This is a genomic window from Ruminococcus sp. zg-924 (genome assembly GCF_024433635.1).
Classification (GTDB): Bacteria; Bacillota; Clostridia; order Oscillospirales; family Acutalibacteraceae; genus UBA7067.
The window spans coordinates 145,041-169,764 of record NZ_WNJZ01000002.1; the positions used below are offsets into that span (position 1 = coordinate 145,041).

Sequence of the window (24,724 nt, forward strand, 5' to 3'; positions counted from 1 at the left end):
TGCATGCTGCTGCTTTTTATCGGGATTAGTTTTTGTAATCTTAGTTATCATTTTTATCTCCTCAATTCTTAATATTTGTATGTTTCTACTGTGGTGTTTCCTTTAATTTCCGCCTTGTGGTTTTTTCTGCTTGAGACATATTTTTCAATATCAAAAAAATTCTCTTTGTCATAGTCGAGCAGTTGTTGGTACTGCTTATGCTTTGTTATGTCAAATTTCTTAGACAAAAACGGTCGCAAACCTCTAATTTGCACTATGCACTGTGAATTGTCCATAACCTGAAGCTCATCCTGCGATTTAAGCTCTTTACCAAGCTTTTGATAATTCTGACCGTAAGATTCCTGCATACCCCGAGTACGGGACTCAGTGAACATATCAATAGTTTCCTTACCGAGCGATTCAGATATATCTTTAAGCGTTGTTTTTTCACTTCCACCAAGAAATATCTTTGTATCACAGTTGCCCTCTATTGTTTCGGCATTATCCTTGTAATTAGCTTTGAGTTGCGATTTTGTTTGCAGAATTATGTTAGCTGAAATTTCACGGGAACGAATTGTAGCAATCAGCTTATCAAAATTCGGAATTTGCCCGATGTTTGCAAACTCATCTAAAAGCAAGCTAACGTGATGCTTGAGCTTACCGCTACCGTCAGGATTATTATCTGCCTTTGTGCAGAGCAGATTGAAAAGCTGTGAATACATAATCGCAACAAGAAAATTAAAGGTTGTGTCTGTATCTGAGATGATGACAAACAATGCCGTTAATTCATCACCGATTGTATCAAGGTGCAGTTCATCGTAGCTTGTAAGCTCCAACACCTTATCGATAGCAAACGGTCCGAGACGTGTTGAGCAGGAAATGAGTATTGACTTTGCAGTCTTTCCGGCAGCAAGCTTGTACGCCTTGTATTGTCTGATAGCGAAGCGCCCTAAGCTCATCTGCTCTTTTGTAGGCTGAAAGTATTTTAAGTCTTTGTAATTCAGATTCTCTTCCGTGAAATCCTCATTCTCGTCCCAGTTTTCGTCAAGCCATTTTTCAAGATAGAAAAACGCCCAATCAACAGCATTTTTGAATGTTTCGTCATCCTCACGGCATTCTGATGCGTTCACAAATTCAAGAAGTGTTTCAAAATTCCACTCTTCCGGAGGACAAGTACATATAATCAAAGCTATGTAGGAGGTGTAAAGAAGCTTTTCAGCCTTAACCCAAAAATCATCTCCACTTTGATGCTGCTGTGATGTAGTGTTTTGAATAAGCACTTCAACAAATTTGAGAATATCCTGCTCACGGGTTTCCGGACGGATATACGCAAACGGGTTATAATGCATTGATTTATTGAAGTCGATTGTGTTGAAAACAAGAATTTTGTACGGCTGATAGCTTACTCGACCGTTGGCACTTTCAACGGGTTTTCCTCGCTGAAGCATTGCACCGCACTCTACAAGAACAGTGCCTTTTGGGTCTGTAACAACATAGCTGCTATGCATTTGCATAAGATTTGGTTTTACATAGAACCGTGTCTTACCACTGCCGGAGCTGCCCTCGATGAGTACATTTTTGTTTCGTGCGTATTTCGGGTGACTCGGTTTTCCGAGGGTGAGACGCTCTGATTCGGATAACAAAATGTTATTTTCAAAATGCTCAGAGTCAAGGTATGGAAGAATATCCTTGCGAGTACCCCAACGAGCTTGACCGTATTCCTGACCGTGACGGAATTTTTTCGCAGTTTTTTTCTTGTATAGCATAACCAGAGAAACAACTCCGGCAAGCACCAAACCCCACAGCAAATCAGTAGGATGAAAGCTTGGAATCGGATTTGCGATTTCTTTTGCAAAAACAGAGAATCCCGGTATTATTTTCTCCGAAATATCAGGCGTATCAATTATCCTGAACGAATAACTCAGCTTATCGCCAAACCAAAAAAGAAGAATCAGCGGAATGGAAAACAAAATCAGTTGTTTTGAATTCGATTTGAGTTCTTTGAAATTCATCAAAATATCCCTTGAGATATTTTTAACCGCCTTTTTGAATTTGTCTGTATTCATAACACTAACGAGTAATATGTGACTTTGAACGATGCTTCGTCCTGTCGTTCAGATTTTGTTTTGCGCTTATTGTTTTCGCATTCTGCTTAATCTGCTCTCTGTTAATAACCTGAGAAACAGATTTATCTGAAAACTTTTTGCTTGCAGCGACTGCATATTCTTTAAACGCTTGCTTGAAAGTATCAGAACTGCCGGCAGTAAAAAACACATAGTATGTAGGCGGGTTAGTTGACTTATCACGCTTAAGCGCATAGTCAATATCATACTTTCGTGCAGTTGATAAGAAATCTTTGATGTTATTTTCAGTAATTTCAATCGAATCTAATTTTCCTTGAGAAGACAGCTTTCTAAAACTTGTTTTGCCCTTATATTTTGTGTCTCCTGCAAGATATGCTCTGAGTACGCTTTTCAGCAACTCCGTTGTCATATTGGACGCTTCGACAACGAAGCTTAAAGTTTTTTTCGCTGTTGTATCGCCCATAACACATCAGCCTTCTTCATAGCTTGGTTCAGGCATAACAAATACCTTGTTGTCCGCTCTAATAGCAGCTACAAGTTTTTCAAACACATCTACACACTCATCTTCTGTGTTGTAAATGCCGAGCTGAACAGAGCTGATACCGTCAATATCGTCAATCTTTTCGTCGTCAGTGCCTAATGTATCGAATCCTAAGACGGCATAGACAGTCAACCCGTTAATAGTACCCTCAAAGGGCGTTATTCTTTTCAGAGAGTTAAAATTAATAACATCCCTGTCCTGTGTAATAATTACCAATTCAACTTTGCCTCCTTAACTTAAACTTTTGCCCCAGTGGGGCAGAAGTACATTATTTGTTGTTAATATCAAAATTAACCATAGTATCATAATGCAAGTCGATATTATGAGGAGCATTATAAAGTGTTGACTGCAAATAGCAGCGTAAATTTCTGATACTGTTAGACTTTGACTGCTCATCTATGCAGTCGAGAACGTACTCAATATGCTCCGGGGTTAATTTTTTATATTCACGCTTGATAATTGAGATGGGCACAGTGTTTCCGTTAATTGTGACATCACCATCGGTGCGTATATAAGCATTTGCCAGTATGTCAACTATTAGGTCAAGCGTGTTTACACTGATTCCACGTTTCTGCAAATAGGCATAATTGATTTGTTCTTTGATTGCTTCTTCGCTTTCAAGAAGCTTGGAGTTGTACTCGTCCTGTCTTTCTTTCATTCCGTTTTGAGCTGATTTCTGCAATCGTAAGTCAGACTTCCGTTTTGTATCATCAGCAGAAGGATAGAATGAAAGATTATTCTTACTCATATTAGTCTTACTCTTATAATAAGAAGCGTGACTTTCGCTTTTCGGAAGTGCAGACTTCCGATTTTTGGAAGTCAAGACTTCCGTTTCACTGTTTTGAGTGAAAGTCTCAGAATTGTCAGGAATTTCAGACTTCCGATTTTCGGAAGTCAAGACTTCCATTTCACCATTTTGAGGAGAAGTCTCAAAATCGTCAGAAGTTTCAGACTTCCGATTTTCGGAAGTCAAGACTTCCGTTTCACTATTTTGGGTGGAAGTCTCAAAATTATCGTCAATCAAATCGTGGTCAACTTCATCGGGTACAACACTTGAAAAATTCATCACATAAATTCGTGTAGGATTTCCTTGCCCAAGCTTCTTACGGATGATAAGACCGATGCTCTCAAGTTCTTTGAAAATTGTTACAGCTTTTCCTTTTCCAATTGAAAGCATCTCCTGTACTTCAACCTGCTGCATATGGACATAAACACGATTATTCTCGTCTATCCAACGATTCTTTTTTGATACGCTTGCTCTGTCAAGCAATAATCCGTAGAGGATTTTGCTTTCACAAGACAAATCTTTAAAAACAGAATTTGTAAAAAGAGCCTTTGGCAGACGATAAAATGTAAATTTTTCAATACCAACTGAGGAGAAATATTCAAACATATTATGCGCCCTCACTTTCACTAAGTTCACGATGGGCATTTTGATAAATTGCTGAGAGCTTTCTCATTCCAATATCGTTGATAAGCTTTGATATATCCGTGATTGATTTTACAGTTTCAGCTTCGGTAATGATTATTGAAAACAATAATTTTGTTTGAAGCGAGTAACCTGAGTATTCGGGAGTGAGTAATTCTTTTGGTAAGAAATAATATTCGTCCATTTTCATACATTCCTTTAAAGAAATTTCAATTAAATGCCTGTTTGCCTGTTCATTGTTTTTTATTTTTTTAGTTTCCTGTGTTTGAAAAATTGGCTGAAAACAAAAAAGAACCAATCCTTTTTGGGATTGATTCTTTCAGAACATAAATCAATTATTTAATTGTCTTCGCTTATTCAATTACAAGTATTGGAAATTATGCTTTTTTAAAGTGCAAATCATTACAAAGCATAACAATCCCCAACAGTGTAACAAATATTGGTGAGTCTGCTTTTTCTGATACACCATGGTTAAAAAACAAGCAACTTGAAAATCCTCTTGTTATAATAAATAATATACTAAATGATGGAAAATATTGCTCTGGTAATGTAACAATCCCAGATAGCGTAACAAGTATTACAGATGGTGCTTTTTCGTTTTGCAAATCATTAAAAAGTATAACCATCTCCGATAGCGTGACAAGTATTGGAGATACTGCTTTTTGGGGATGCGGTTCACTTAAAAGCATAACAATCCCTGATAGCGTAACAAGTATTGGAATATATGCGATTCCCCAAAATACTATAATCCACGGGAAATCAGGCTCTTTTGCTGAAGAATACGCAAAGAGTTACAACATAGAATTTGTAGCAGAATAAAAGTGCTATTATCATTGACGAAAGGATAGATAATATGCTTTGCAGACACTCAAAGTAAGTAGTGCGTGATAAAGAATATTGATAATTGTTTATACAAATAAAGCAACAGCCACAGACCGAAATCTGTGGCTGTTTTGACCTTTTGAAAATATTTACAGTGTTTAAAATAGGTTTGTCGATTATTGGTTATGGGGTAAATCATTCATCAATTCTGTTAAATCAAATGTGTCTGTGTTAATAGTATGATAGTCTTTTGCGCCCGGTACTTTAAAATATCTTTCTCCAAAAGGGTTAATTTCATAATCGACACCTGAGATGCCGCAATAATACTTTACATCACAAAATGTGTCAGCTACTCTGCAGGCTGCTTCGCTCTCTTTGCTGAAAATTGGTCCTTGCGAAAAACTATTGATGCACAATAACAAAGAAACTATCTCTATTGGTAAAGAGTCCTCATAAAAAAATCTTTCTAACCAGTGGTAAGTCTCTTTAGCAACCAGTTTAAATTTGTTAAAATCAAAGTTTCGTTCATCCAATTCCTGCAAACAGACATACCATTTTTCTTCCAAATTATCTAATTCATCACAATTTTTTTCATTAAGCTCCATATTTTAATACTCCTAAATTATAATTTATCACTTTATATTTTTTGCGTTTTTGCTCTTTTATTTTGAAAGTGTATCAACTATTGATTGGAAAATGTTTTCTGTGTTGCTTTAATTCTTTTGAAACACATCTTTATCAATCAGTTTATCTCCAACAAGGAATAATATATTATTATTAGTTCCGATCTTTTATGAACTCTTTTAATGATTCCTCATATTTATTACGAGTAAGAACTGTCATATGAGCAGAGGGGTGTATTGCATATATGATTTTTAATTCATCATTAATATTAGTAAAATAATTTTCTATGCCTAATAGTTTTTCAATTGAATCATTATTTAATTTAAGGGTTGTTGATATTGGTTTATTATTTGTATTCACAGACTGAATCTTATCTCTTAATTCCTCATAAAAATCCTTTCCAAAATCTCGTATTATATGTTTATCATAACCTTTGCCGCTTAAGAAAATAATGTGAGTTGGTTTAAGTATATTAAGTTCGTGGACATAAACAGAATGTGTAAGCTGGTTGTATTTGAATTCCTGATATAGAAATTCATTATCATTATAAGGAGTAAGTTTTCCGTTTATAGATGTTTTGTTAAGATTATTAACCAAAACAGATAATATTGCTTTTTCTAAATCCTCACTGCAAGATTTTAAATTATTATCAAAATTACTAACTAATTTTCTGGTTTTTAAATAACAAGTGTTTTTTCTGTCTTTAGCATAGGTTTCTTTTGGATGTGAAATTGCATATTCATAAGAATAATTAATGTCATGCTGATAATCATTTTCAAAGTCTTCTATATAGTTTTCTAGCTTATAATCTTTGTCATTAGCTTCTTTACCAATTATCATTAATTTGACATTGCTGTTTATATATGAATCAAAACATGTCAGATAATGTATACCGTTATGTTCATCAAAAGTAAGATTTCTTTTATCTGCTTTATTTATTATTGTATTATGCCAATTTGAGTACATTTCTTTTAGCTGTTTATTTATGTTCTTGGTTATGATGTTTTGAGTATTCCTTTCAAATATACCTATACAACGATAATCATTAGGAAATTTTAATTTGTTCATAATCTACTCCTCATAACTTTTCATTGCAATAGCAATGTCATTTTTTATCTTATCCACAAGGCTTTGCGGTGAGATGACCTTGATATGCTTTGCGTACTGCAATGCCCACAACTGCATAGCAGTTTCGTTTACTTTTACTGTAACGGTTACCTCGTCGTCTGTTGCGTCGGAAAATTTTACGTCCTTGCCGAACCAATCGATTATTTCACTTACTATGTAACGCTTTGCTATGAATTTAACCGTTACGCTCTCGCCCGAAAACATATAAATATGCTCTGCCATATGCTTTGGTAAGTCGAGTCCGTGTTCAAGTCCTTTGACTTTTGACTTTGGCTTTGCAGGCGTGTCGAGCAATTTAATATCTGTAATTCTGTCTATCCTGTAATGCGCCGCATTGTCATATTTATCGTAGTTGCACACAAGATAATATCTGCCGTTCGTTGCAACAATCTGATATGGATTGATTATGTATTCGCGCACCTTGCCTTCGCTGTTTTTGCGCGGGTGGAGCTTTTTGTCAATATCATAATTATTATAGGTGAATTGCACCTGCAAACCTTTGCTGATTGCCTCGTCGAGCGTTTCAATTATGTAAAACAGCTGGCTGTTTGAAGGCTGATTTTCGGGAAGATTGCGTATGTGCTTAACCTTTGATGTAAAGTAGATATTCGACAATCCCTCAAGCTTTTCAATAAGCTCCTTGCATTGAGAATAGGGGATATGCTTTGAAAACAGCAGACTGTCGATAAGAAGCCTCAATTCTCCGCTTGTAAAGTCACGATTGAGATAGAAGTTAGAAAGTGTGTAGCTTTCTACAAGCTCACCTTCTTTATCCTTAATCATTCTAACGGATTCGCTGTACTCAATATCATATCCAAACTCAACAAGGTTCATAAGATTGCGCTTAACAGCCTTGCGGTCTGTTTTCATATTGTATTCTTTATCAAGAATTTCAACGATTTCCTTTTGGCTTAGCCTGTGGTCCTCGTCGGTATATCGCTTTAAAATATCGAGTATATTCATAATTATGAGCTTTTTAGGCTGTGCAGCATACATATAATCACCTTCGCAATAATTTTATCATTTACATATAAAATTTACAATACATAATTAAATTTGACAGCAAAATATTTTATTTTCTCCTTGTTGAACGGTTGATACCCTCAGCTATGTCATTTTGAATATCCTTGTTGATTTGGTCGTTCATTATAATCTTGTTCATATCATATCTTGAACGTCTTGACATACCCTCGCAGAACTGATCGAATATTTCCTTTTCGATTTCTTCCTTTTCTTTATGCGATTTTCCATAGCCTGCCATTGCACTAAACACAAATAAAATGCCTGCTGACACGATAGAAGCGCCGATTATCATAATCAATTCGTTTTCCAGATTCAGTCCCAGTATAAACACGAGCACTCCCACTATGATTGTAATTAATTTTGACATATTCATTTCTCCCTTGCATTAAATTTGAAATCATCAGATTTCCTTTGCAATATGAGTATATCAAATCTCGTGGGCTTTTTTCGGTACACGAGTGAGGGAGTGTAAAATAACAGACGCATTGTTTAAGTTTTAACAACCTATCAATGCGTCTGTTGTATTATTGGGATGTAAACCTCTGATACTTTGCCAGCCAATACAAATTGGCTGTTTCTCTTTCTCCGTGACGGTTTTTCGCTACAATACACTCACATGGACTTATATTAGAATGATTTTCCGAATAATAATCATCTCTGTAAAGGAATAGCACAACATTAGAATCTTGTCCTACACTACCGATGTTATCCAGGTCGGGAAGCTGTGGCCTGCGGTTCTCTCGATTTTCGACAGATCTTGGAAGCTGTGACAGAAGAATAATCGGTACATTTAAATCTTGGGCAAGACATTTGAGATTTGTTATAATTTCAGTCGTTTGCAGTGAACGGTTTTCAATTGTTTCATCACGTTGAATAAGCTGAAGATAGTCAATAACAATAAGGTCAATATTATTATATATGTTTCGCAACACCATTTCCATTTCCGAAACTGTCATACTCGGAGTATCATAAATATAGAGATTATATTCTGAAAGCGTATTATTCGCAATAAGAATTTTCATGCGTTCTTCTTCTGAGAATTTACCTGCGCGGAAGTTTCTCATTGGGATAAGTGTTTGAGAAGAGAGCAGGTGGGATGCAATGGTTTCTTTTGTGTTTTCAAGTGAAAAGAAAACAACAGTATTATTGTCAGCCGCAACATTTGCGGCAATATTCAAAGCAAAGCTTGTCTTGCCCATACCGGGTCTCGCTCCCAAAAGTATCAAATCTGAGCGGTGAAATCCCTTTGTGATTTTATCCAATTCATCAAAACCCGATTTGATAGGCAGATACTTTTTAGGATTATTATAGATTCCATTGTTTTGAAGTACATCATTTAATATTGACGAAATTTTGTATGGTTTTGGTTCAATGTGAAAACCCCTTGTTTCCATAAATTCACTCTCCTTTTTTGTTTTAATTAATTTTTGAAATAATGTAAAGCTTATCTTTACATTCATATAATAACAAAGCAGATGCACCGAAAATAGTACATCTGCTCAGACTGTAGACAAAGTCTGCAATACTGGTTCTTATTTTTTACTATAATAATACCATATTTTTTACAAATCCATAAGCTATAATAAATATACTTAGTGAAGATATAAAAACACCTTCACCCGATTATCCATTATAAAGAGACTGTTTATAATATTGAACTTTAGAACAAACTTAGACCGCTTGAAAGAGATTTTGAACCTATGTTAAGATCTTTTGGTTCAAACTCCAACTTTTCACAAATGCCTTTATATATTAAGCAGTTCAAAGATTCAAAATAAAGTAATTTATGATCAATAAAACTATCTAACGTGTAACCATCAATAATATGAGATAAACCATCTTGCTTTAATTCTACAGTAAACTCATTTCTTATTTTTTCGTCATATTGAATTGAAAAAGGTTTATTATCATATTTGTGAATGAGAGTTGAAAATCTATTCATTCCAAATACAAAATCCGGACAAGAGTGTTTATATACAATTTTATTATTAAATCTGTATTTTGAAGTTTCTATAAGCTTTTCGTAAGTTTCACTATATAAGTCAGGCAGATTAGTTAACCATTCTGATGTGATCTTATTTATGCAAGAAAGGAATTGATCTTTTTCCATTTGGCGAAGTGTGTACCATTCGTATTTCCAAACAGGAGCAATTTCTTTTATATTGCGCTTTTTTATCTCGTCTATTAAATCTATTGTTTCGATACTGTTTTTATCTAAGATTTTTGAAATAAACCTGTGTATTGAGAATGGCTTATTCTTTTCACTTTGATAGAATTTCTTAAATGTATTTATATCCCCATAAGAAAGAATGGATGATATGTCAATGGAATGCCTTGTGTGTAAGAATTGATTAATTAGGATTGATTTGAATTTAAGTTCTGACTTTGATAAACTCTCAGAAGTTAGAATGGTGTCAATATACATTAAGATTAATTTATACCTCAAATCAATCTCTTCAGTTGTAATTGTTTCTATAACCTCGTCTAAAAAATATTTATTTGTTCTTTCTATAAAAGGACATATTTTCTCTTGTAATACAATATCCGGCAGGTACATATTAGGTATTCCTTCTTCAAAAAAGCATTTTAATGCCTTGTGAACAGATTCCTTAGCATATTTCATTGGATTAATTTTGCCACCAAGAGAAATGTGATTAAATATATTTGTATTATCAAGGCTATATTCTTGAATCCCAGTATCTGCAACACCTTTTATCTGCGGATACAAAGCAAGTATTGAAGAATTCACAGGATTGCCCATCTTTTCTTTTGTCCCAATGGAGATTGGTGAATCGGATGATTTTATTCCAAATCTCCATAACTTAGGAAACATAGATTTCTTTATGTTGCAAAAATCATAGTCAAATAAATGATTTATATAATCCAAAGCATCCTGTAGTTCAATTATTTCTTCTCGACTTTTGTAACAAAAGAGCGCATTCCTTTTAGCTGAAATCCGGTTTAATTCAGCTGTGAACTGATTTATATCATTTAAAATATTCTCGTCCCCAAAAGGGTATGAAACAGTTTCGTGTCCTTCAAAATTTAAATCCATAAGGAATTCGTCTGAAAGATAAATCCAGAAAATTCTGTTCGCAGAAATATCTACAACAAAATAAATAGCTGGACTTTCCGTTACTTTCTCTTTGACGTAATATAAAAAGTTTGTTTTTAGATTATATACATACTTTCCTTTGTTTTCGCCTTGCTTATTTGGAGTTAGGTTTTCAACTTTTTTAATTTGAACAATGAATTGCTTTTTTGGTGTATGTTCTTCATCTACAAGCTCAAAAAAACCATCGTGATTTGGAGTTTTGTCATTTGCGCTAAAGAAGGTTTTTATAGTATGATTTGATTCCAAGGTTTTAGAAAGCAAATTAATAGCATCTGATTCATTGAACGCTGTTATATCATGTTTTGACATTCCCAGATTACTCATTTTATAGTCACTCGTCCTTAAATACTTATTATAAAATCATCTATTTTCTTCCAATTACCAAGAAATGCGGGCTTAAGCCCATTAGAGTTTCTTCGTGTTCGGTTGTGTGGATAATATCTAGCAGTCTATTTCTACTATCTGTATCCTTCCATTTCTCATCGAGCTTTGGTGTTATCCATATGCAACCTTCGACGGCGTGATTATCAACAACATCAAATCCGCTTTTTCTGACTTCATTTCTTAATTCGTCAATCGTATGAAAATAAGCATTTGCGATAATAAAAGGATATTCCTTTGGTCGGTTGTGTTCACCTGTTGAAAGCTCGTGTTTAAGCATATTTATATAAATATCATCATCGATAAAGTCACAGCCGTTGCCGTAAACAGAGAGTGCCCAAGTAGTAGAGCTGAATTTTGATATGCCTGCCGTAATCAGCAAACCGCCTTTTTTCAGCACACGGTATGCTTCATTCAGTGCCTTTTCACGGTCATTTCTGTTCTGTAAATGATACAGCGGTCCCATAAGCAAAACAACATCTGCGCTTTCAGCAGGCTTGTTTATTTCTCTTGCATCGCCGACTTCTGCAATGTAAGGCGTTGTCATATTATCCTTTGCGTATGCAACAGCCGTAGGCGCAAGCTCGATTAGTGTAACATCGTGACCAAGTTCCGCGAGCCACTCGGAGTATTTACCGATACCTCCGCCTATATCGTAAATTGTACTTTTCTCGGTTATGTACTTTGAAATAATCTCCTTTGAACGATAAAACTCTACTATACCCAAGCCATGTTCAAGACGATCAATTTCTGCGCCGTTATTGTAAAAATCATAAACTTCTTTTATATTTTCCATTCAATCAATCCTCTCCATACCCTCCTGTTATCTCAATAGGATTTCCATCGGGATCCATAAACGTAAAATACCAATAAGGGGAAAACACATTGAGATACCTTATAGGCGTTAATTCGGTCGCAATACCTAAACTAACAATCCTATTATATTCTTTCTGTAAATCACGAACACCTAAATTGATAAATACTTTTCTGTTATTTTCGCTGTTTACGATAGCTACCGAATCATCATATATCGGATATGATTCGCCCTTTGTTTCCTTTTGTTCGGGATGTTCGGCATCATAATAGCCGTTAAAAAGGCAAATATTCAAGCCGTCGTTATTGAAAACTGCAAAGCGTTCTCCGTTTCTTGCACTTACCTTCATATCAAGGAGCTTTTCATAAAAATTAAGAGATTTATTAAAATCCTTAACTACTAAATAAATTGAGCCGTATCGCATAACATTTACTCCTATCCGTTTAACCTCAACGTCATACCTGCTCCTAAGCTATCTGTAGGACGGGTAACAAATCCAAACTTTTTGTAAAAATCTTCTTTTCCTTTGTTGGCTATCAGAACATAGGACATAAATTCATTTTCATCTGAGTTTTCTTTCAGAAAATCAAGAATGTTATTTACAAGTTGAGTTCCGATTCCTTTTCCTTGATAATCAGGGTGAACAATCACATCTGTAATATATGCTGTATAACCAAAGTCAAATAATACTCTCGCCATACCAATTGCTTTCTCATTGTCACGTGCAACCGTGATATAGTTTGAATGTTCAAGCCCTCTTTTTGACTGCTCAAAACTTAACTTACACCAACCTACAACATCTCGCAAATTAAGATACTCTTCAACTGTCAATGAATTTAAATATGTAATCATAATAATTGTTCCTTGTTTGTTTATTTTATCATTTTATTAACAAGTTCCGTATTTCTGGCAGTTAATTCCACCCACGCAGGGCGAAAGCCGCTTTTGATTGCATTGCGTACCGATTTGATGTTAGACCAAGCGGCGCAATAGAAAGGCACCTTGCCGAGCTTTAAGATTTCAAGGGGTAATTTGCTTGTCAAGGCAGAAGCAACGCCTTTTCGTCTGTATTCGGGGAGTACATCAACACCAATTTGATACATCGTTTCGCAATCGGCGGAACAGCCTACAAGCCCTATAAGTTTGTTGTCATCATATGCACCAACCGCCAGAACATCTCTTTCTCTATCGTCAAATGTCAGACAATTGTTCCACTGATCCAAATACAAATCTGCAAAATCCTGTTTCTTCAAAACACGTAGCTCATATCCGCAATCAAGCTCTTTCAGTTTGGTGACATCAGGCAGGAAATACTCCGCCATAAAGCAGACCTTTAAATCGAATGGTGCAAGCAGTTCATTCAGCACATTGATATTCGGTGTTTCAAAGCAACGGTACTCAAGGTATTTGTTAATATATTTTGTAACAACAGCTTTCGTTCTTTCGCTTGTTTGAGCAACTATATTATTGCCGTATGAAACGAGGTCGCACTCCAAAGGCAAAGGTATGTATTTCCTTGCTTTTGGGTTTACTCTGGATATCGACACAATGTTGTGTTCAGCTAAAAAATCTTCTGTTTCGCAGTTGCAGTCATATGCCGACTGCTGTAATGCGATTTCTAATATATCTTTATTTGTCATTTTCATTACCTAACCTATGTATCATAATATACTCCTGCCGGTTTTCGTCAATGATATCAAAACCGACCTTTTGGTACATTCGGACAGCATAGTTTTTCTTTTGAACGGCAAGAGAGGCTTTTGGATAATCCAGTTCTTTCAAATGTTCAAGCATTCTGTTCATCAGTGCAGTGCCTATCCCCATTTTTTGATATTTGTCAAAAACCGAGATGGCAAATTCAACTGTAACATTGTCAATACTGCCGTAGCCGTTGATATTACGCACCCATACTGCACCAACAATCTTGCCGTTAGCCTCAGCACAAAAGCAATAATCGTCCTTTTGTTTTCCAAAGTCCTTTATGTAAACCTGAAGTTCAGGCTTATTGATAATTGATTTCGGTGCTAAGTTTGTTTTGTCAGGCTGATAAATTGCCTGATACAAAAAATCATTAAGCAGGTGATATTCATCTGTTCTCATTTCTCTTATGGTGTAATCCATTTTTACCTCGTCATTGTTTTAATCTGCCATAAGCGTTTCGGATAGCTCCGCCTGAAAGGATATGATTTTTCATATTTCTTTGCAGAGATGTGTTTTCAGGCAAGGAGTGGTAATCGGTTGATTTTGTGTTATATAGCCATTCAATAAACCCAGTATCGGCCTCTCCTTCATCGAAAATTTCAAATCTGTTTTGGAAACTTATGATATTAGAATTTTCACTTAGCATACCTTTAAGCTGACTGTCAAAAAGCCAAGAGTGACAGCGGTATTCGCAATCTGCTAACTCAGGATAATGCTCCGAAAAAAATTTCTTTGCGCTCGTCAATGATTTATCTATAGCAGACGGAGAAAAATCAGCGTCAGAGGGAATATGAAGTCCGATAACTACTTTTTCATCAGTATGCTTCATTTCATATTCAAGCGCCCCGATTCTGAACAGGTGACAACTTGCTTGCCGAGTTGTCCACCAATATCTGTCAAAATAAACTCTGCCTGTCATTTTGTAGGTTTCATCAATAAAGCGTGTGTAACATTTCATAGTGGCAAAATATATCTCGTCGCCTATTCCTTTTTCATTGTAAATATCATAAATGTCAACCGAAGCTTCCAGCATACAAGCCAGTATTTTGATATTATCCTCATCAGGATTGAGAATAGTTTGCAGTTCAATTAGAGCTTCACTCATTTTTTCATAGGTCAGAAAATCTTTTAACTGTTTATCAACTGTGTCAAAGTTGAAGTTGTCGGCGAAATTAAGCACACGGATTTTAATTTCGGGTTGCAGATTTATTTCATTACAAAGCGTTAAAATATCCATAATGAATTACCCCTTATACTTCCGCATAATTTCATAAATCATAAAAGTACCGTTGCCAATATCATACTTAACGTGCTTTACAGTTCTGAAACCTCGATTTTCATAAAATATGCAGGCAGGCAAGGACGCGTCAAGCTCACAGTAATCATTTTCGGAGATAATCTCTTTTTCAAGCTCATTCATAATATAACTGCCAAAGCCCTGACCTTGGAATTCGGGCAGGACATAGATTCTTGTGAGGTGATTACCTGTATGACTGCCTGTGCCGATAATCTCGCCGTCCTTTTCCAAAACGCTGATTCTGCTTTGCTCAATATCTTTGATTATATTATCAATACTGTGGAGTCTACTGAAAAAGCCAATAACCGCCGTTGTGTAGTAATCGGGATAAATTTCTGCTATTGTATGCTGAACAATACAGTATACTATCTCGGCTTCATCAAGCGTTGCTTTTCTGTATTGGAGACACATTTTTACTCTGCCCTTCATTATAATTTTAATACTGAATCAAAAATCTATTTTTCTAAATCATAGACTTATAATTCAACCAACTTACTATCCTTAAAATAATAAATATTTTCTTTCTTAAATCCATATATCGAGCCTTCAGTGCATATGTGAGGCTCAAATGTAAAATACTTTACTTCTCTTAATTTTTTAGTGTTTTCTTTTTCAATATAAATTCTTTCGTTTTTGTTTTTAACGATTGAATGACCTAAATTACCGAGAAAATCTAAATTTATGTAACCTTTGGTTTTGATTAATTCATTAATATGATAGTAAAGTTCCTCAAATGATGTGTCGGGTGTCGCAAAGGCTTTCAGCTCGCTGTGGAGAGCTTCTTCCATAAGCAGACCGTTGTGCCACTCGGTATTTTGTATACTTTCATTACCGCTCACTGCTTTGCCGTCTTCAATAATGATGGTTCGTGCATAATCACCCCAGATATTATTGTTCTGCGGGCTTAAATCAATCGTGATGATATCGTTTTCCGCAATCACCTTATCAGAGGTAACGTAATCTCTGCCCGAAACAGAAACCGTGGTTTCGTTACCGCTAAATACGAACGCGCCTATATTCCAATACCAAAATGAATCTGCACCCAATTCAAACATTTTATCCTCGCATATTTTACGAACTTCTTGCAAATTCATATTTGGTTTGATTACAGTTTTTATATATTCTATTGTGTTCTTTGCAATTGCCTGCACTTCACTGTATGTCATATTATTACCACCTTAGTTTATTATCTAAATTCTATCACCAAAACAATAATATAGCAATTATTTTGAGAATAAAAATGTTAAATATATTCCGAATATATTCAATTGACAGCGAAGCAATGATATGGTTTTAAACTCAGACCATATCCTTGTTATTTTTGCAATTCTTCCTTTAATTGTTTTAGAATTTTCTTTATCTTCTTTTCTGCACCCTCGGTTGTCAGACCGACTCTTAATGATGCTTCGCGTATTGTCATTTTTTCCTTGCTTTTCAGACAGTCGGGGCAGATACCAAATACTAATTCAATCAGTCTTAAATCTTGTGGCTTGAGTTTACTCAAAGCTGTTTTTAATTTTTTTCGCTGTTCGTTTTTGAAATATATATCTTCGGGGGATAGTGTATCAATTTCAACATCAGTGATTGAAGAATTGAAATAGTTTTCATTATCTTGATTTTGAATATCAAGATTGCTGTTCTGCTTAAACCGAGTCGAAGTAATGATGCAGTTCTGCACTGTATTTTCTGAAATATTTAGTTCCTTTGCAATATCTGCAATCACTTTTTCAAGTGGTTTGCTTTTCGGTTGTTGTGAGTACAGCAATGCTACTTTCCGTAAATTCTGATACAGATTATCATTATCAATATGTATATTACCGCAGACAGTACGGACATATTCGTGCCACGCCTTGAGTAATTTGTATTTTATGAGTTGCAGTAAAGGTATATCCGAATCATAGCTTTGCAGTTCGCTCCACAGCAGAGATGAAAAGATTTGTTTCAAGTCGTCAATTCTATTACTATCCAAACCGTATTTCTTTATAAACAGTTGAGCGTTTCTGTTGAGTACAGGCTCATAATAATAAAGAAGTTCAATAAAGTATTTTTCGTCTTTTGTTTCTCTGTAGCGTATAAAATAATCATTCAAGTTATCAAGCCTGATTGGAACATAATCAAGCTGATACATTTTATTTTCCTTAATCTTTCATAGCCTCCTCATATATTTTTGAAAGTTCCATATCTTTTTTATATTGATTTTCAGCATAGTCAAAATCAACATTAGCTAAATTAAAATAATAATCAATAAGCTTCTTTGCCTTGGCAGATACATTCGTACTGTATTTGCTGAGGCTTTTATTTTTGCGGATAGAATCGTAACGATTCTTCCATAGAACATAATATGGACTGTTGGATTTTCTCTGCTTTTTCATTTTTCTTTTTGTGACTTCCGGGTGCTTTGCAATGTACGAACAAGGCACACCGTACTTCTTATTTACCGTACTGCAATAAAGTTGATTACGTGCTGTGGTCATAAAGAAATATCTGTTGCAAATATCGCATCTCCAAAGATAGTGACCGTGAATATAGCCTTCAAATAAATCCGTCATCAGAAAGTCTTTGAGATTATTATAATAAACCTTTCGAAAAATCTTACTTGTGCCGTTTGCAGATTCTATCACTGGGATTATTGTGGCTCTTGTGCCGAAAGGGTGTCTGTTAACTTCAAATATAAAATTCATATACGGATCGTTAATAAAAGTGTTGAAAGCTTCTGCGAGTTCAGTTTTTGTTCGTGCGTTGTTTTTTACTATTTTATTTGTAATCTGAAACACGACCGATGAGTAATACTTGACTTCCTTTACAGCCGATGAAATATAAAATCCGATTGAGAAAGCCGTTTCCAAATCAATAGATGCTTTGATTAACTCGTCTAATTTTTTTGAAATCTTTATTCTATATTCATTCTTTGTGAATCGGTCATATTCTTCATAAAACTTGATTTTTTCTTCTGTGAAAAGCTTATTGATTTCCTCTTTACATTTCTTGATATCAAATATTTTAAAGATTTCATATTTACTCAAAACATCAATAGCTGAAATTATTTTTGCATAATAATCTAAAAATTCAGTTCTGATAAAATCCTTGTTTAATAATTCTTCTGTGAAATCTCTTAAATCTTCAAAAATACTTTCATCAATAAATCTACTGTCAGTGTCCATTACAAGAAAACTTGTGTAACCGATAGGATATTCTTTTTCGCTGAGTGCAAACTTATCTTCCCTATATGTGACATTGAAAAGATTACTTGTATTCAGCTTATTTAATACATTTTCTTTTAAGTCCATAGTATCAACTCCGTTTATATTATATCACTTTGCCAATAAAATCACAAGTACATAGGAAAGCAAATTATACTGTCACGGACTTTTACGGATTTTTAAAAATTTCTGACATTTATATATTGGGAGCAAAAAGCTTTCAATATTTTACGGAAGGAGTTGTTATAGTGCGTAACAACAAAAAACTAACTGTCATTGACGGTGAAACATTAATGGATATGCGAATCAAGCCAATAAGCTTTTGCATTGACTCGTTGCTTCCGCAGGGTGTATCTCTGCTCTGCGGGGCTCCGAAAATAGGTAAGTCGTGGTTAGTGCTTGATTGGTGTGTTCGCATAGCCAAAGGAGAGGAGGTGTGGAATTTTAAGACTGCGAAAGGAACTACCTTGTATCTTTGTCTTGAGGATAACCTGAGCAGAATTCAACAAAGACTGAATGAAATTACAGACGAAGTATCTTGTAATGTTTTCTTTGCAACATCATCGTGTCCGATGTCGGACGGACTTGCAGAACAGATTGAAAGTTTTGTCGCAGAGCATAAAGATACGGTTCTTGTTGTGATTGACACTTTTCAAATGATACGAAGTAAAAATAAGGATACTACTTACGCAAATGATTATCAGGAAATTGAGGAGCTGAAAAAATTAGCAGACAAGCTAAAAATTTCTCTTCTGCTTGTACATCATCTGCGCAAGCAGGGTGACAATGATCCTCTGAATAAAATCTCAGGAACGACAGGAATCAGCGGTGCGGTTGATACTACATTTATTCTTGATAAGAGCAAGCGCAGTCAGAACAACGCAACAATGATTTGCACGGGCAGGGATATTGAATACAGAGAGTTGGAACTGAACTTTTCAAAAGACAATCATATATGGGAATTAGTTTCAGACAGTGTCGAAAGTCCTGAAATACTTTTGCCGGATGAGATGATTCAGCTTATTGAGTTTATGAAAAAGTTAAAAATCTTCAAAGGTACGAATACCGAATTCGCAGAAGAATTTAATTCTTTCTGCCGTAATGAAATCTCTGCAAAAGCGTTAAAGCAGATGATGAATAAATGGCGTTACGAATTGGAGGATAATGATATTTTCTTTAGCTCATACAGAAGTAACGGCAAAAGGTTTGTAAATGTTCACTATATTCCTAATAGTGACTCAAGTGCCGTAAGTGACGGAAATATTAATAGTGCCAAAACTTGCGTTCCTTTCGTCACTTGCGACCCTGAAGAGCCGTGTCAAGCAACGTGAGCCGATTTGTACGATTTTTCTGCCGAGGGCGAGAAAGTACCCGGCTGCAAGTAAAAAACAAAATCTGGGCGAATTTTCGGCAGAATTAAAAATTTATTTTTAGAAGCGAAGGTTTGGGCTACATTTCCCGGACTTGTCCGGGGCAAGCAGAGCGCCCGGCTGTCCGCCGAACGCTTAAAATCGGGCAGAAGCCCGAACCCACTTTTAATACGGAGGTGTATAAAAACATAGAAAAGCGTAAACGAAATCAGACATTGAGTATCAGATTAACTCAATCTGAAAAAACGGCGTTATTATCAAAAGCCCAAAAATCCAAATTAACATTGACCGATTACATTTTGAAATCTTCATTACAAACCGAAATCAAGGTTGTTGATTTGCAACCATTGCTTATTGAAATGAAAAGGATTGGTAACAATCTGAATCAGATAGCAAGAAAGATAAACAGCGGTGCTTTTTGCTCGTATAATTTTGCAGAAGTAATCGCTATGCAAAGAAAAACCTATGATGCAATCATAAAACTGTCGGGGGATAAGTAATGGCTACCGTGACATATATTCGTGAGTCGAAGCAATCAATAAGTGCGATGAAAGGTGTTATTGATTACTGCTGTCAGGATAAAAAAGTCTACGATGAAACTTCAAATCTAAGGCTTGTCAGCGGAGTTAACTGCGACGGTAAAAATGCTTTTTCAGAATTTCTTGCAACAAAGAAATTATATAAAAAGACTGACGGTATGAATTTCTATCAATATGTTCAGTCCTTCTCGCCCGAAGAAAATATTACTCCGCAACAAGCTCATGAGGTTGCATTAGAGTTTGCCGAAAAAGCTTGGCAAGGATATGAAGTTCTGGTCGCAACTCATTGTGATGCACAGCATATTCATTCTCACTTTGTAATCAACTCGGTCGGCTTTGAAAACGGTAAAAAGCTTCGTCAGAATCCAAACACGCTCAAATCGTTACGAGCCTTGAGTGATGAGATTTGCAGACAATATAATCTTTCAACTCTTGAACCCTACAGTAAAGATGGCATAAAAATCTCAACAAGAGAATACCGCACGGCAGTAAAAGGTCAGAGCTGGAAATTCAAACTGATGAACGACATAGACAAAGCTATGAACATAAGCGGCAGCAAGGAAGATTTTATAAAGGCAATGTTAATTATGGGTTACTCGGTAATCTGGACGGACGATAGGAAATACATCACCTATCAATGCCCGAACAAAATGAAATGCAGAGATATTAAACTGCACAACGAAAAATATTTGAAAGGAAGTATGGAAAATGAATTCAGATACAGGCAAAAGCAATATTTTAGACAACCTCAAGCAGAGGAACAGCAATTCACTGACGGCGATAGAGCTACTATCGGGAGAAACGAAAGTGATTTCGATTCCGTCACAGGTCAGAGAGGAAGAACTCAATCTGTTGAGAACGGCTATAACCTTTCAGCCGGAGCTGTACAACCTGATTTCAAAAATCTCAACGGACGACCAGATGGTGGAGTATCTGGAGAGAATTCTGGAAATCAACAAAGACAATATGGAGTTAATCTCAAAGAATTGTCAGGCGGAGCTAAAGAAAGTTTCGGAACAGACTTTGAAAGAAATCAGGTCGGTGCAAACGCAGATGACCGAATCAATCCAACAGGCTGGGAAGAATCAAGAAGAATTTTTGAACAATACCTTGCAAAAAGGTCAGGAACTCGAATCAGCAATAGCGTCACAAGTGAAAAGGTCAACTCTGTTGACAACCTTAAAATGGATAGCAATAACAATACTGTCCTCGGCAGTATCAACTCTCTTGCTGAATCACTTTCTCGGATAATAGAAGATGAAGAAGAACGCAGAAAGCGGATTGAAGCCGAGCAAAACGGTAGTGATATTGGTACTTTGCTTGGACTTGCTATAGGTGTGTTTGCAGAAGCAATATCAAAAGAGGACAATAATTATGATGAAGAACTTGATAACATTCCTACTATTCAAATGTAGTCGGAGAAAGGAGGACTATGAGCAGAAAATCAGAACCTGTAATAATCGAATCTGTTTTTTACAACTACACAGGAACAGACGAACAATTCAATACATTTCTGAAAAGCGTAATCAAAGATTATATTTCGGAAAATAATCTGTTGCCCGATGATGAAAATATTATTGATAAAAAGTCAGCTTGATAGCTGGATATTAGGAACGAGTTGTGATATGTTGTGGTTGCACCGAGGTGGTGTGACCGCAACATTCAGATAATAAAACGGAGAGGAGAATCAAAATGAAAGTGTGGCTATATTACAGACTGTCAAAAGATGAAGATACCGAGCTTAACTCATTGACAAATCAGAGGAATATATTAATCGAATATGCGAAAGCGAACAATCACGAAATCGTAGGCGAGTCCTATGATGATAATGTTTCGGGTATGCACTTCAATCGTGAAGGCATTAATAAAATCTATGAAGAGGTTGAGAAGAAAAGCTTTGAAACTATACTTGTAAAGGATATGTCACGGCTCGGCAGGCACAAAACTCAGACAGCAATATTTATAGACTACCTAAGGGAAAACGGAATCAATGTAGTTTCCGTCACTGAAAATCTTGACACAGGAAACGAATCGGACGATTTGATAATCGGCTTCAAAGGCTTGTTCAATGATATGTATGCACGAGATATTTCTAAAAAGGTGCGAGCAGGAATGAATCAAAAACTAAAGGACGGTCTTGTCCTGACACCACCGATGGGATATTTTAAGGACAAGAATACAAATGAAATAGTTATAGTTGAGGAACACGCAGAAATTGTCCGTAAAATTTTTGATATGTATCTAAGCGGTTACGGCTTCAATGCTATAGCGAAAATTTTGAACGATGAAGGTGTGAAATCCCCTGCTTACTATCAGAAAAAGCTATTCGGTAAAAATCTCGGCTACAACAAACCCGAAATAGGTAGAAGGTACCTGTGGGATGACAAAGGTGTCAAGAGAATTCTGGAAAATGAATTTTACATAGGCACTGTGGTTAATCACAAGACCTACAACAATAAAATCAATCACATCAGAAAGGATATTCCCGAAGAGGAACAATACAGACATGAAAATATTGTACCTGCCATTATCGATGATGATAAGTGGAAGCAGGTACAATTTTTAATCTCAGATAAAGTTAAAAGAAATATAAGAGCAGGAAGTAACAAACCCTGTCACAGATATGCAGGACTTCTCAAATGCGGCGACTGCGGCTCGTGCTTTGTATGCAAGACGAGGAAATGGCGTGAACATCCTGATAGGATTGAATATGTCTGCAACGGCTATCACCGATATGGCAAGGAGAATTGCAGTCCGCATAGGGTGAACGAAAGAAATCTTGATGAGCTGATATACAAGGAAATTCTTGCGGTTAAGGACTCTGCAATTGAAAATTACAAGTCCATTGAAACCGATGTTAAGAAATGGATGAAGAAGAAAAACACGGTCAATAACAAGCTGAAAAAGCTGGAAGGTAAACTTGAACAGCGCAGGAGCGACCAAAAAGAGATTCTCCTTGAACGCATTAGGGACAAAGAACACGCTGAAATCTATACCGAAATGCTTGAAGCCTGCGAAAGAGATATTCAAAAGATAAACGAAGAAATTGAGTCTATCAAGGACTACAATACAACGATTAAAAAGCGTAAGTCGGAGTTGAAGAAAACGGTTGACCTGATAGAAGAAATTATCAAAGACGGAGCAATAAGCGACGCAAATTTACGGTTGCTGGTTGATGAAATCAAAATATACGAGAACGATAAAAAACTGAGGATAGAAATTAATCTCAAAGCCAAATTCACAAAACATTATGAGATTTACGGAGAAAGTGGTGTGGAGCATAATCTCAAATTGCAAGGGTAAAAATGATTGGCAGACGCACGACCTTGATGATTTTGGAGTTATGATAATTTCATAATTTATCAGAAGCAAATTTGTAGTAAATATACAAGAAAACTCAACCCAAAGGTTATGCGTCTGCCAAGAATTTAAACAAATAAAAATGAAAAAAGCCCAATAAAATCGAGCTTTTTGTGGTGCAGGTGTTCATAACGGACTTGATTAAAAAGTATTGAAATATCCAGCAGAAACACACATATTTTTCATCCACACATTTGTGTATTTCAAGGTTTCTGCGTAAAATAAAATTACAGAAACGAGGAAACAAGATTATGTCAAAAATTATGGAAGAATTCTATTACGATAACATCGATCCCAAAGCACGAAGCACAAAGCAGAACAAAACAGTTCAAAAGCAGATGGAAGTTCTGATGCTCAATGAGGAATTTCTAACCGAAGCACTCACGGATGAAAATAAAAAGAAGTTTCTTGATTTCGTTAATGCTTGGAGTATTATCAACGGAGAATCGAGTCTTGACAGCTTTATTATGGGATTTCGATTGGGAGCCAACTTTACATACGATACTTTCGTATCAACTGAGGCACCGTTTAAGGATTTGTTGAAGGAGTAAAAAATATGTCAAAGAAGTATTACATAGCTCTTGATGGTTATGAGCGAGGAATAATTATCAACTGCCTCAATGAAAAGCGAAACAAACTTATTGTAGACGGCAAATACACCAATGTGATTGATGAAGTGTTACTCAAAATCCTTAACGCAAAACAAAAGAATTTCAAAGTAATTTACAAGGAGGCTTGATTATGGAAAAGCGTATTTACAATGAGCAACATGCATCAGCTTTACATTACAAGGCGATTATTATTTGCCCAATCTTGAACTTTCCAAACAAGAAGACAAGCCTATCGGTTTGTGGGAACATTGCCATTTATGTTATATCAAGCGACATAAAAAAGTATTATACACTAACCTTCTAACAAGCGGTAAACTAAACAGCTACCTTGCTGAACTCTACAAGCAGGCTGAGGATATGTTTCTTTGTATTGTAGAACAGATAGCAGAGCGTGAGGGTGTAACCGAACAACTCAAAGCTAACAATCAAATGGAATGGGTTGCTCGAATGAATAACATCCGAAGCAAAGCAACAGAACTCGTAAAAAAGGATATGATTTACGTATAATTAAACAGGAGGGAATCTTTAACAAGATTTCTTCCTGTTTCCTTTTAAGTACACATCACGAATTTACATTGTTGTATGTGTTAAAATGATATGAACCAATAAAAAGAGAAGTAACTTCAAAATATGGTATAATGGATTAGCTACAAAACATTAACCAAGAAAGAAGTACTTCTCATGAATATATTAACACAAGAAGCAA

Annotated in this window: 30 protein-coding genes; 9 read left to right on the forward strand and 21 right to left on the reverse strand. The window is 35.7% G+C overall.

All coding sequences use genetic code 11. The features are described 5' to 3' along the window. Positions 1 to 68: 68 nt before the first annotated feature. The 5 genes from GMA13_RS01800 to GMA13_RS01820 are packed head-to-tail and all read right to left on the reverse strand — an operon-like array spanning position 69 to position 4,217. Positions 69 to 1,991, reverse strand: a complete 1,923-nt coding sequence (locus GMA13_RS01800) for a VirD4-like conjugal transfer protein, CD1115 family (RefSeq protein WP_255882484.1) — start codon at positions 1,989 to 1,991, stop codon at positions 69 to 71. 58 nt (positions 1,992 to 2,049) lie between these two features. Further along, on the reverse strand, positions 2,050 to 2,526 hold the full coding sequence (locus tag GMA13_RS01805; protein ID WP_255882485.1) for a PcfB family protein: 477 nt from the start codon (positions 2,524 to 2,526) through the stop codon (positions 2,050 to 2,052). 6 nt (positions 2,527 to 2,532) lie between these two features. Next, positions 2,533 to 2,820, reverse strand: a complete 288-nt coding sequence (locus tag GMA13_RS01810) for a hypothetical protein (protein ID WP_255882486.1) — start codon at positions 2,818 to 2,820, stop codon at positions 2,533 to 2,535. Between the two features lie 52 nt (positions 2,821 to 2,872). Further along, positions 2,873 to 3,997, reverse strand: coding sequence for a replication initiator protein A (locus GMA13_RS01815; protein ID WP_255882487.1), 1,125 nt, complete (start codon positions 3,995 to 3,997; stop codon positions 2,873 to 2,875). 1 nt (position 3,998) lies between these two features. Beyond that, positions 3,999 to 4,217: a hypothetical protein gene (locus GMA13_RS01820; RefSeq protein ID WP_255882488.1), complete on the reverse strand. Its 219-nt coding sequence runs from the start codon at positions 4,215 to 4,217 to the stop codon at positions 3,999 to 4,001. A 185-nt stretch (positions 4,218 to 4,402) separates the two neighbouring features. Here GMA13_RS01820 and GMA13_RS10600 point away from each other — a divergent pair, with 185 nt between their 5' ends. After that, a complete protein-coding gene (locus GMA13_RS10600; protein ID WP_370687039.1) occupies positions 4,403 to 4,852 on the forward strand; it encodes a leucine-rich repeat domain-containing protein in 450 nt (149 codons plus the stop codon). Between the two features lie 179 nt (positions 4,853 to 5,031). Here GMA13_RS10600 and GMA13_RS01830 read toward each other — a convergent pair whose 3' ends face one another. The 16 genes from GMA13_RS01830 to GMA13_RS01905 all read right to left on the reverse strand — a co-directional run bounded on the left by GMA13_RS01830 (position 5,032) and on the right by GMA13_RS01905 (position 18,225). Next, positions 5,032 to 5,460 carry a hypothetical protein gene (locus GMA13_RS01830; RefSeq protein ID WP_255882490.1) on the reverse strand — a complete coding sequence of 143 codons (429 nt, stop codon included), beginning with the start codon at positions 5,458 to 5,460 and terminating at the stop codon, positions 5,032 to 5,034. 172 nt (positions 5,461 to 5,632) lie between these two features. Next, a complete protein-coding gene (locus GMA13_RS01835; RefSeq protein WP_255882491.1) occupies positions 5,633 to 6,547 on the reverse strand; it encodes a hypothetical protein in 915 nt (304 codons plus the stop codon). A 3-nt stretch (positions 6,548 to 6,550) separates the two neighbouring features. Further along, positions 6,551 to 7,603, reverse strand: a complete 1,053-nt coding sequence (locus tag GMA13_RS01840) for a YafY family protein (protein WP_255882492.1) — start codon at positions 7,601 to 7,603, stop codon at positions 6,551 to 6,553. A gap of 76 nt (positions 7,604 to 7,679) precedes the next feature. Then, entirely contained in the window at positions 7,680 to 7,997 is a 318-nt protein-coding gene (locus tag GMA13_RS01845; RefSeq protein WP_255882493.1) for a hypothetical protein, read from the reverse strand. A 157-nt stretch (positions 7,998 to 8,154) separates the two neighbouring features. Beyond that, positions 8,155 to 9,024 carry a DnaB-like helicase C-terminal domain-containing protein gene (locus tag GMA13_RS01850; RefSeq protein ID WP_255882495.1) on the reverse strand — a complete coding sequence of 290 codons (870 nt, stop codon included), beginning with the start codon at positions 9,022 to 9,024 and terminating at the stop codon, positions 8,155 to 8,157. A 266-nt stretch (positions 9,025 to 9,290) separates the two neighbouring features. Beyond that, positions 9,291 to 11,069: a hypothetical protein gene (locus GMA13_RS01855; RefSeq protein WP_255882496.1), complete on the reverse strand. Its 1,779-nt coding sequence runs from the start codon at positions 11,067 to 11,069 to the stop codon at positions 9,291 to 9,293. A 40-nt stretch (positions 11,070 to 11,109) separates the two neighbouring features. Next, positions 11,110 to 11,922 carry a bifunctional 2-polyprenyl-6-hydroxyphenol methylase/3-demethylubiquinol 3-O-methyltransferase UbiG gene (locus GMA13_RS01860; protein WP_255882497.1) on the reverse strand — a complete coding sequence of 271 codons (813 nt, stop codon included), beginning with the start codon at positions 11,920 to 11,922 and terminating at the stop codon, positions 11,110 to 11,112. A gap of 4 nt (positions 11,923 to 11,926) precedes the next feature. Then, positions 11,927 to 12,364, reverse strand: coding sequence for a VOC family protein (locus tag GMA13_RS01865; RefSeq protein ID WP_255882498.1), 438 nt, complete (start codon positions 12,362 to 12,364; stop codon positions 11,927 to 11,929). A gap of 11 nt (positions 12,365 to 12,375) precedes the next feature. Beyond that, on the reverse strand, positions 12,376 to 12,792 hold the full coding sequence (locus GMA13_RS01870; RefSeq protein ID WP_255882499.1) for a GNAT family N-acetyltransferase: 417 nt from the start codon (positions 12,790 to 12,792) through the stop codon (positions 12,376 to 12,378). Between the two features lie 20 nt (positions 12,793 to 12,812). Beyond that, a complete protein-coding gene (locus GMA13_RS01875; RefSeq protein ID WP_255882500.1) occupies positions 12,813 to 13,580 on the reverse strand; it encodes a GNAT family N-acetyltransferase in 768 nt (255 codons plus the stop codon). After that, the gene (locus GMA13_RS01880) at positions 13,570 to 14,061 is read right to left on the reverse strand and encodes a GNAT family N-acetyltransferase (RefSeq protein WP_255882501.1); all 492 of its coding nucleotides are present in this window, start codon (positions 14,059 to 14,061) and stop codon (positions 13,570 to 13,572) included. Before GMA13_RS01880 ends, GMA13_RS01875 begins: the two co-directional genes overlap by 11 nt. A gap of 10 nt (positions 14,062 to 14,071) precedes the next feature. Continuing rightward, positions 14,072 to 14,878, reverse strand: coding sequence for an acyltransferase domain-containing protein (locus tag GMA13_RS01885; protein ID WP_255882503.1), 807 nt, complete (start codon positions 14,876 to 14,878; stop codon positions 14,072 to 14,074). Between the two features lie 6 nt (positions 14,879 to 14,884). Next, positions 14,885 to 15,349 (reverse strand): GNAT family N-acetyltransferase, encoded by a 465-nt coding sequence (locus tag GMA13_RS01890; protein WP_255882504.1) that lies wholly within the window; start codon positions 15,347 to 15,349, stop codon positions 14,885 to 14,887. Positions 15,350 to 15,414: 65 nt separating this feature from the next. Beyond that, entirely contained in the window at positions 15,415 to 16,104 is a 690-nt protein-coding gene (locus GMA13_RS01895) for a M24 family metallopeptidase (protein WP_255882505.1), read from the reverse strand. 149 nt (positions 16,105 to 16,253) lie between these two features. Then, positions 16,254 to 17,027: a hypothetical protein gene (locus GMA13_RS01900; RefSeq protein ID WP_255910302.1), complete on the reverse strand. Its 774-nt coding sequence runs from the start codon at positions 17,025 to 17,027 to the stop codon at positions 16,254 to 16,256. 49 nt (positions 17,028 to 17,076) lie between these two features. Further along, complete coding sequence (locus GMA13_RS01905) at positions 17,077 to 18,225, reverse strand: DUF6076 domain-containing protein (RefSeq protein ID WP_255882507.1); 1,149 nt, start codon at positions 18,223 to 18,225, stop codon at positions 17,077 to 17,079. A 161-nt stretch (positions 18,226 to 18,386) separates the two neighbouring features. On the opposite strand from GMA13_RS01905, the gene GMA13_RS01910 reads away from it, so the two are divergent. From GMA13_RS01910 to GMA13_RS01945, 8 genes are all read left to right on the forward strand, one after another. Further along, positions 18,387 to 19,469, forward strand: coding sequence for an AAA family ATPase (locus GMA13_RS01910; RefSeq protein WP_255882508.1), 1,083 nt, complete (start codon positions 18,387 to 18,389; stop codon positions 19,467 to 19,469). 113 nt (positions 19,470 to 19,582) lie between these two features. Then, the gene (mobC, locus tag GMA13_RS01915) at positions 19,583 to 20,008 is read left to right on the forward strand and encodes a plasmid mobilization relaxosome protein MobC (RefSeq protein ID WP_255882509.1); all 426 of its coding nucleotides are present in this window, start codon (positions 19,583 to 19,585) and stop codon (positions 20,006 to 20,008) included. After that, the gene (locus GMA13_RS01920) at positions 20,008 to 21,462 is read left to right on the forward strand and encodes a relaxase/mobilization nuclease domain-containing protein (protein ID WP_255882510.1); all 1,455 of its coding nucleotides are present in this window, start codon (positions 20,008 to 20,010) and stop codon (positions 21,460 to 21,462) included. The genes mobC and GMA13_RS01920 overlap by 1 nt, the downstream gene beginning before the upstream one ends. Positions 21,463 to 21,479: 17 nt before the next feature. Then, positions 21,480 to 21,644, forward strand: coding sequence for a hypothetical protein (locus GMA13_RS01925; protein WP_255882511.1), 165 nt, complete (start codon positions 21,480 to 21,482; stop codon positions 21,642 to 21,644). Between the two features lie 95 nt (positions 21,645 to 21,739). Further along, a complete protein-coding gene (locus GMA13_RS01930) occupies positions 21,740 to 23,350 on the forward strand; it encodes a recombinase family protein (protein WP_255882512.1) in 1,611 nt (536 codons plus the stop codon). A 308-nt stretch (positions 23,351 to 23,658) separates the two neighbouring features. Next, on the forward strand, positions 23,659 to 23,958 hold the full coding sequence (locus GMA13_RS01935) for a DUF6809 family protein (RefSeq protein WP_255882513.1): 300 nt from the start codon (positions 23,659 to 23,661) through the stop codon (positions 23,956 to 23,958). A gap of 5 nt (positions 23,959 to 23,963) precedes the next feature. Further along, entirely contained in the window at positions 23,964 to 24,146 is a 183-nt protein-coding gene (locus tag GMA13_RS01940; RefSeq protein WP_255882514.1) for a hypothetical protein, read from the forward strand. A gap of 64 nt (positions 24,147 to 24,210) precedes the next feature. Further along, complete coding sequence (locus GMA13_RS01945; RefSeq protein WP_255882515.1) at positions 24,211 to 24,525, forward strand: TnpV protein; 315 nt, start codon at positions 24,211 to 24,213, stop codon at positions 24,523 to 24,525. Positions 24,526 to 24,724 lie beyond the last annotated feature (199 nt).

What these genes read in the sequence shown, in the direction of transcription:
- GMA13_RS01850 (WP_255882495.1), bottom strand. Translation starts at nt 9,024, where the DNA reads ATGGAAACAAGGGGTTTTCACATTGAACCAAAACCATACAAAATTTCG.
- GMA13_RS01920 (WP_255882510.1), top strand. Translation starts at nt 20,008, where the DNA reads ATGGCTACCGTGACATATATTCGTGAGTCGAAGCAATCAATAAGTGCG.
- GMA13_RS01905 (WP_255882507.1), bottom strand. Translation starts at nt 18,225, where the DNA reads ATGGACTTAAAAGAAAATGTATTAAATAAGCTGAATACAAGTAATCTT.
- GMA13_RS01865 (WP_255882498.1), bottom strand. Translation starts at nt 12,364, where the DNA reads ATGCGATACGGCTCAATTTATTTAGTAGTTAAGGATTTTAATAAATCT.
- GMA13_RS01855 (WP_255882496.1), bottom strand. Translation starts at nt 11,069, where the DNA reads ATGAGTAATCTGGGAATGTCAAAACATGATATAACAGCGTTCAATGAA.
- GMA13_RS01885 (WP_255882503.1), bottom strand. Translation starts at nt 14,878, where the DNA reads ATGGATATTTTAACGCTTTGTAATGAAATAAATCTGCAACCCGAAATT.
- GMA13_RS01840 (WP_255882492.1), bottom strand. Translation starts at nt 7,603, where the DNA reads ATGTATGCTGCACAGCCTAAAAAGCTCATAATTATGAATATACTCGAT.
- GMA13_RS01835 (WP_255882491.1), bottom strand. Translation starts at nt 6,547, where the DNA reads ATGAACAAATTAAAATTTCCTAATGATTATCGTTGTATAGGTATATTT.
- GMA13_RS01925 (WP_255882511.1), top strand. Translation starts at nt 21,480, where the DNA reads ATGAGCAGAAAATCAGAACCTGTAATAATCGAATCTGTTTTTTACAAC.
- GMA13_RS01940 (WP_255882514.1), top strand. Translation starts at nt 23,964, where the DNA reads ATGTCAAAGAAGTATTACATAGCTCTTGATGGTTATGAGCGAGGAATA.
- GMA13_RS01845 (WP_255882493.1), bottom strand. Translation starts at nt 7,997, where the DNA reads ATGTCAAAATTAATTACAATCATAGTGGGAGTGCTCGTGTTTATACTG.
- GMA13_RS01875 (WP_255882500.1), bottom strand. Translation starts at nt 13,580, where the DNA reads ATGACAAATAAAGATATATTAGAAATCGCATTACAGCAGTCGGCATAT.
- GMA13_RS01895 (WP_255882505.1), bottom strand. Translation starts at nt 16,104, where the DNA reads ATGACATACAGTGAAGTGCAGGCAATTGCAAAGAACACAATAGAATAT.
- GMA13_RS01860 (WP_255882497.1), bottom strand. Translation starts at nt 11,922, where the DNA reads ATGGAAAATATAAAAGAAGTTTATGATTTTTACAATAACGGCGCAGAA.
- GMA13_RS01830 (WP_255882490.1), bottom strand. Translation starts at nt 5,460, where the DNA reads ATGGAGCTTAATGAAAAAAATTGTGATGAATTAGATAATTTGGAAGAA.
- GMA13_RS01870 (WP_255882499.1), bottom strand. Translation starts at nt 12,792, where the DNA reads ATGATTACATATTTAAATTCATTGACAGTTGAAGAGTATCTTAATTTG.
- GMA13_RS01820 (WP_255882488.1), bottom strand. Translation starts at nt 4,217, where the DNA reads ATGGACGAATATTATTTCTTACCAAAAGAATTACTCACTCCCGAATAC.
- GMA13_RS01815 (WP_255882487.1), bottom strand. Translation starts at nt 3,997, where the DNA reads ATGTTTGAATATTTCTCCTCAGTTGGTATTGAAAAATTTACATTTTAT.
- GMA13_RS01930 (WP_255882512.1), top strand. Translation starts at nt 21,740, where the DNA reads ATGAAAGTGTGGCTATATTACAGACTGTCAAAAGATGAAGATACCGAG.
- GMA13_RS01890 (WP_255882504.1), bottom strand. Translation starts at nt 15,349, where the DNA reads ATGTGTCTCCAATACAGAAAAGCAACGCTTGATGAAGCCGAGATAGTA.
- GMA13_RS01935 (WP_255882513.1), top strand. Translation starts at nt 23,659, where the DNA reads ATGTCAAAAATTATGGAAGAATTCTATTACGATAACATCGATCCCAAA.
- GMA13_RS01800 (WP_255882484.1), bottom strand. Translation starts at nt 1,991, where the DNA reads ATGAATTTCAAAGAACTCAAATCGAATTCAAAACAACTGATTTTGTTT.
- GMA13_RS01880 (WP_255882501.1), bottom strand. Translation starts at nt 14,061, where the DNA reads ATGGATTACACCATAAGAGAAATGAGAACAGATGAATATCACCTGCTT.
- GMA13_RS01805 (WP_255882485.1), bottom strand. Translation starts at nt 2,526, where the DNA reads ATGGGCGATACAACAGCGAAAAAAACTTTAAGCTTCGTTGTCGAAGCG.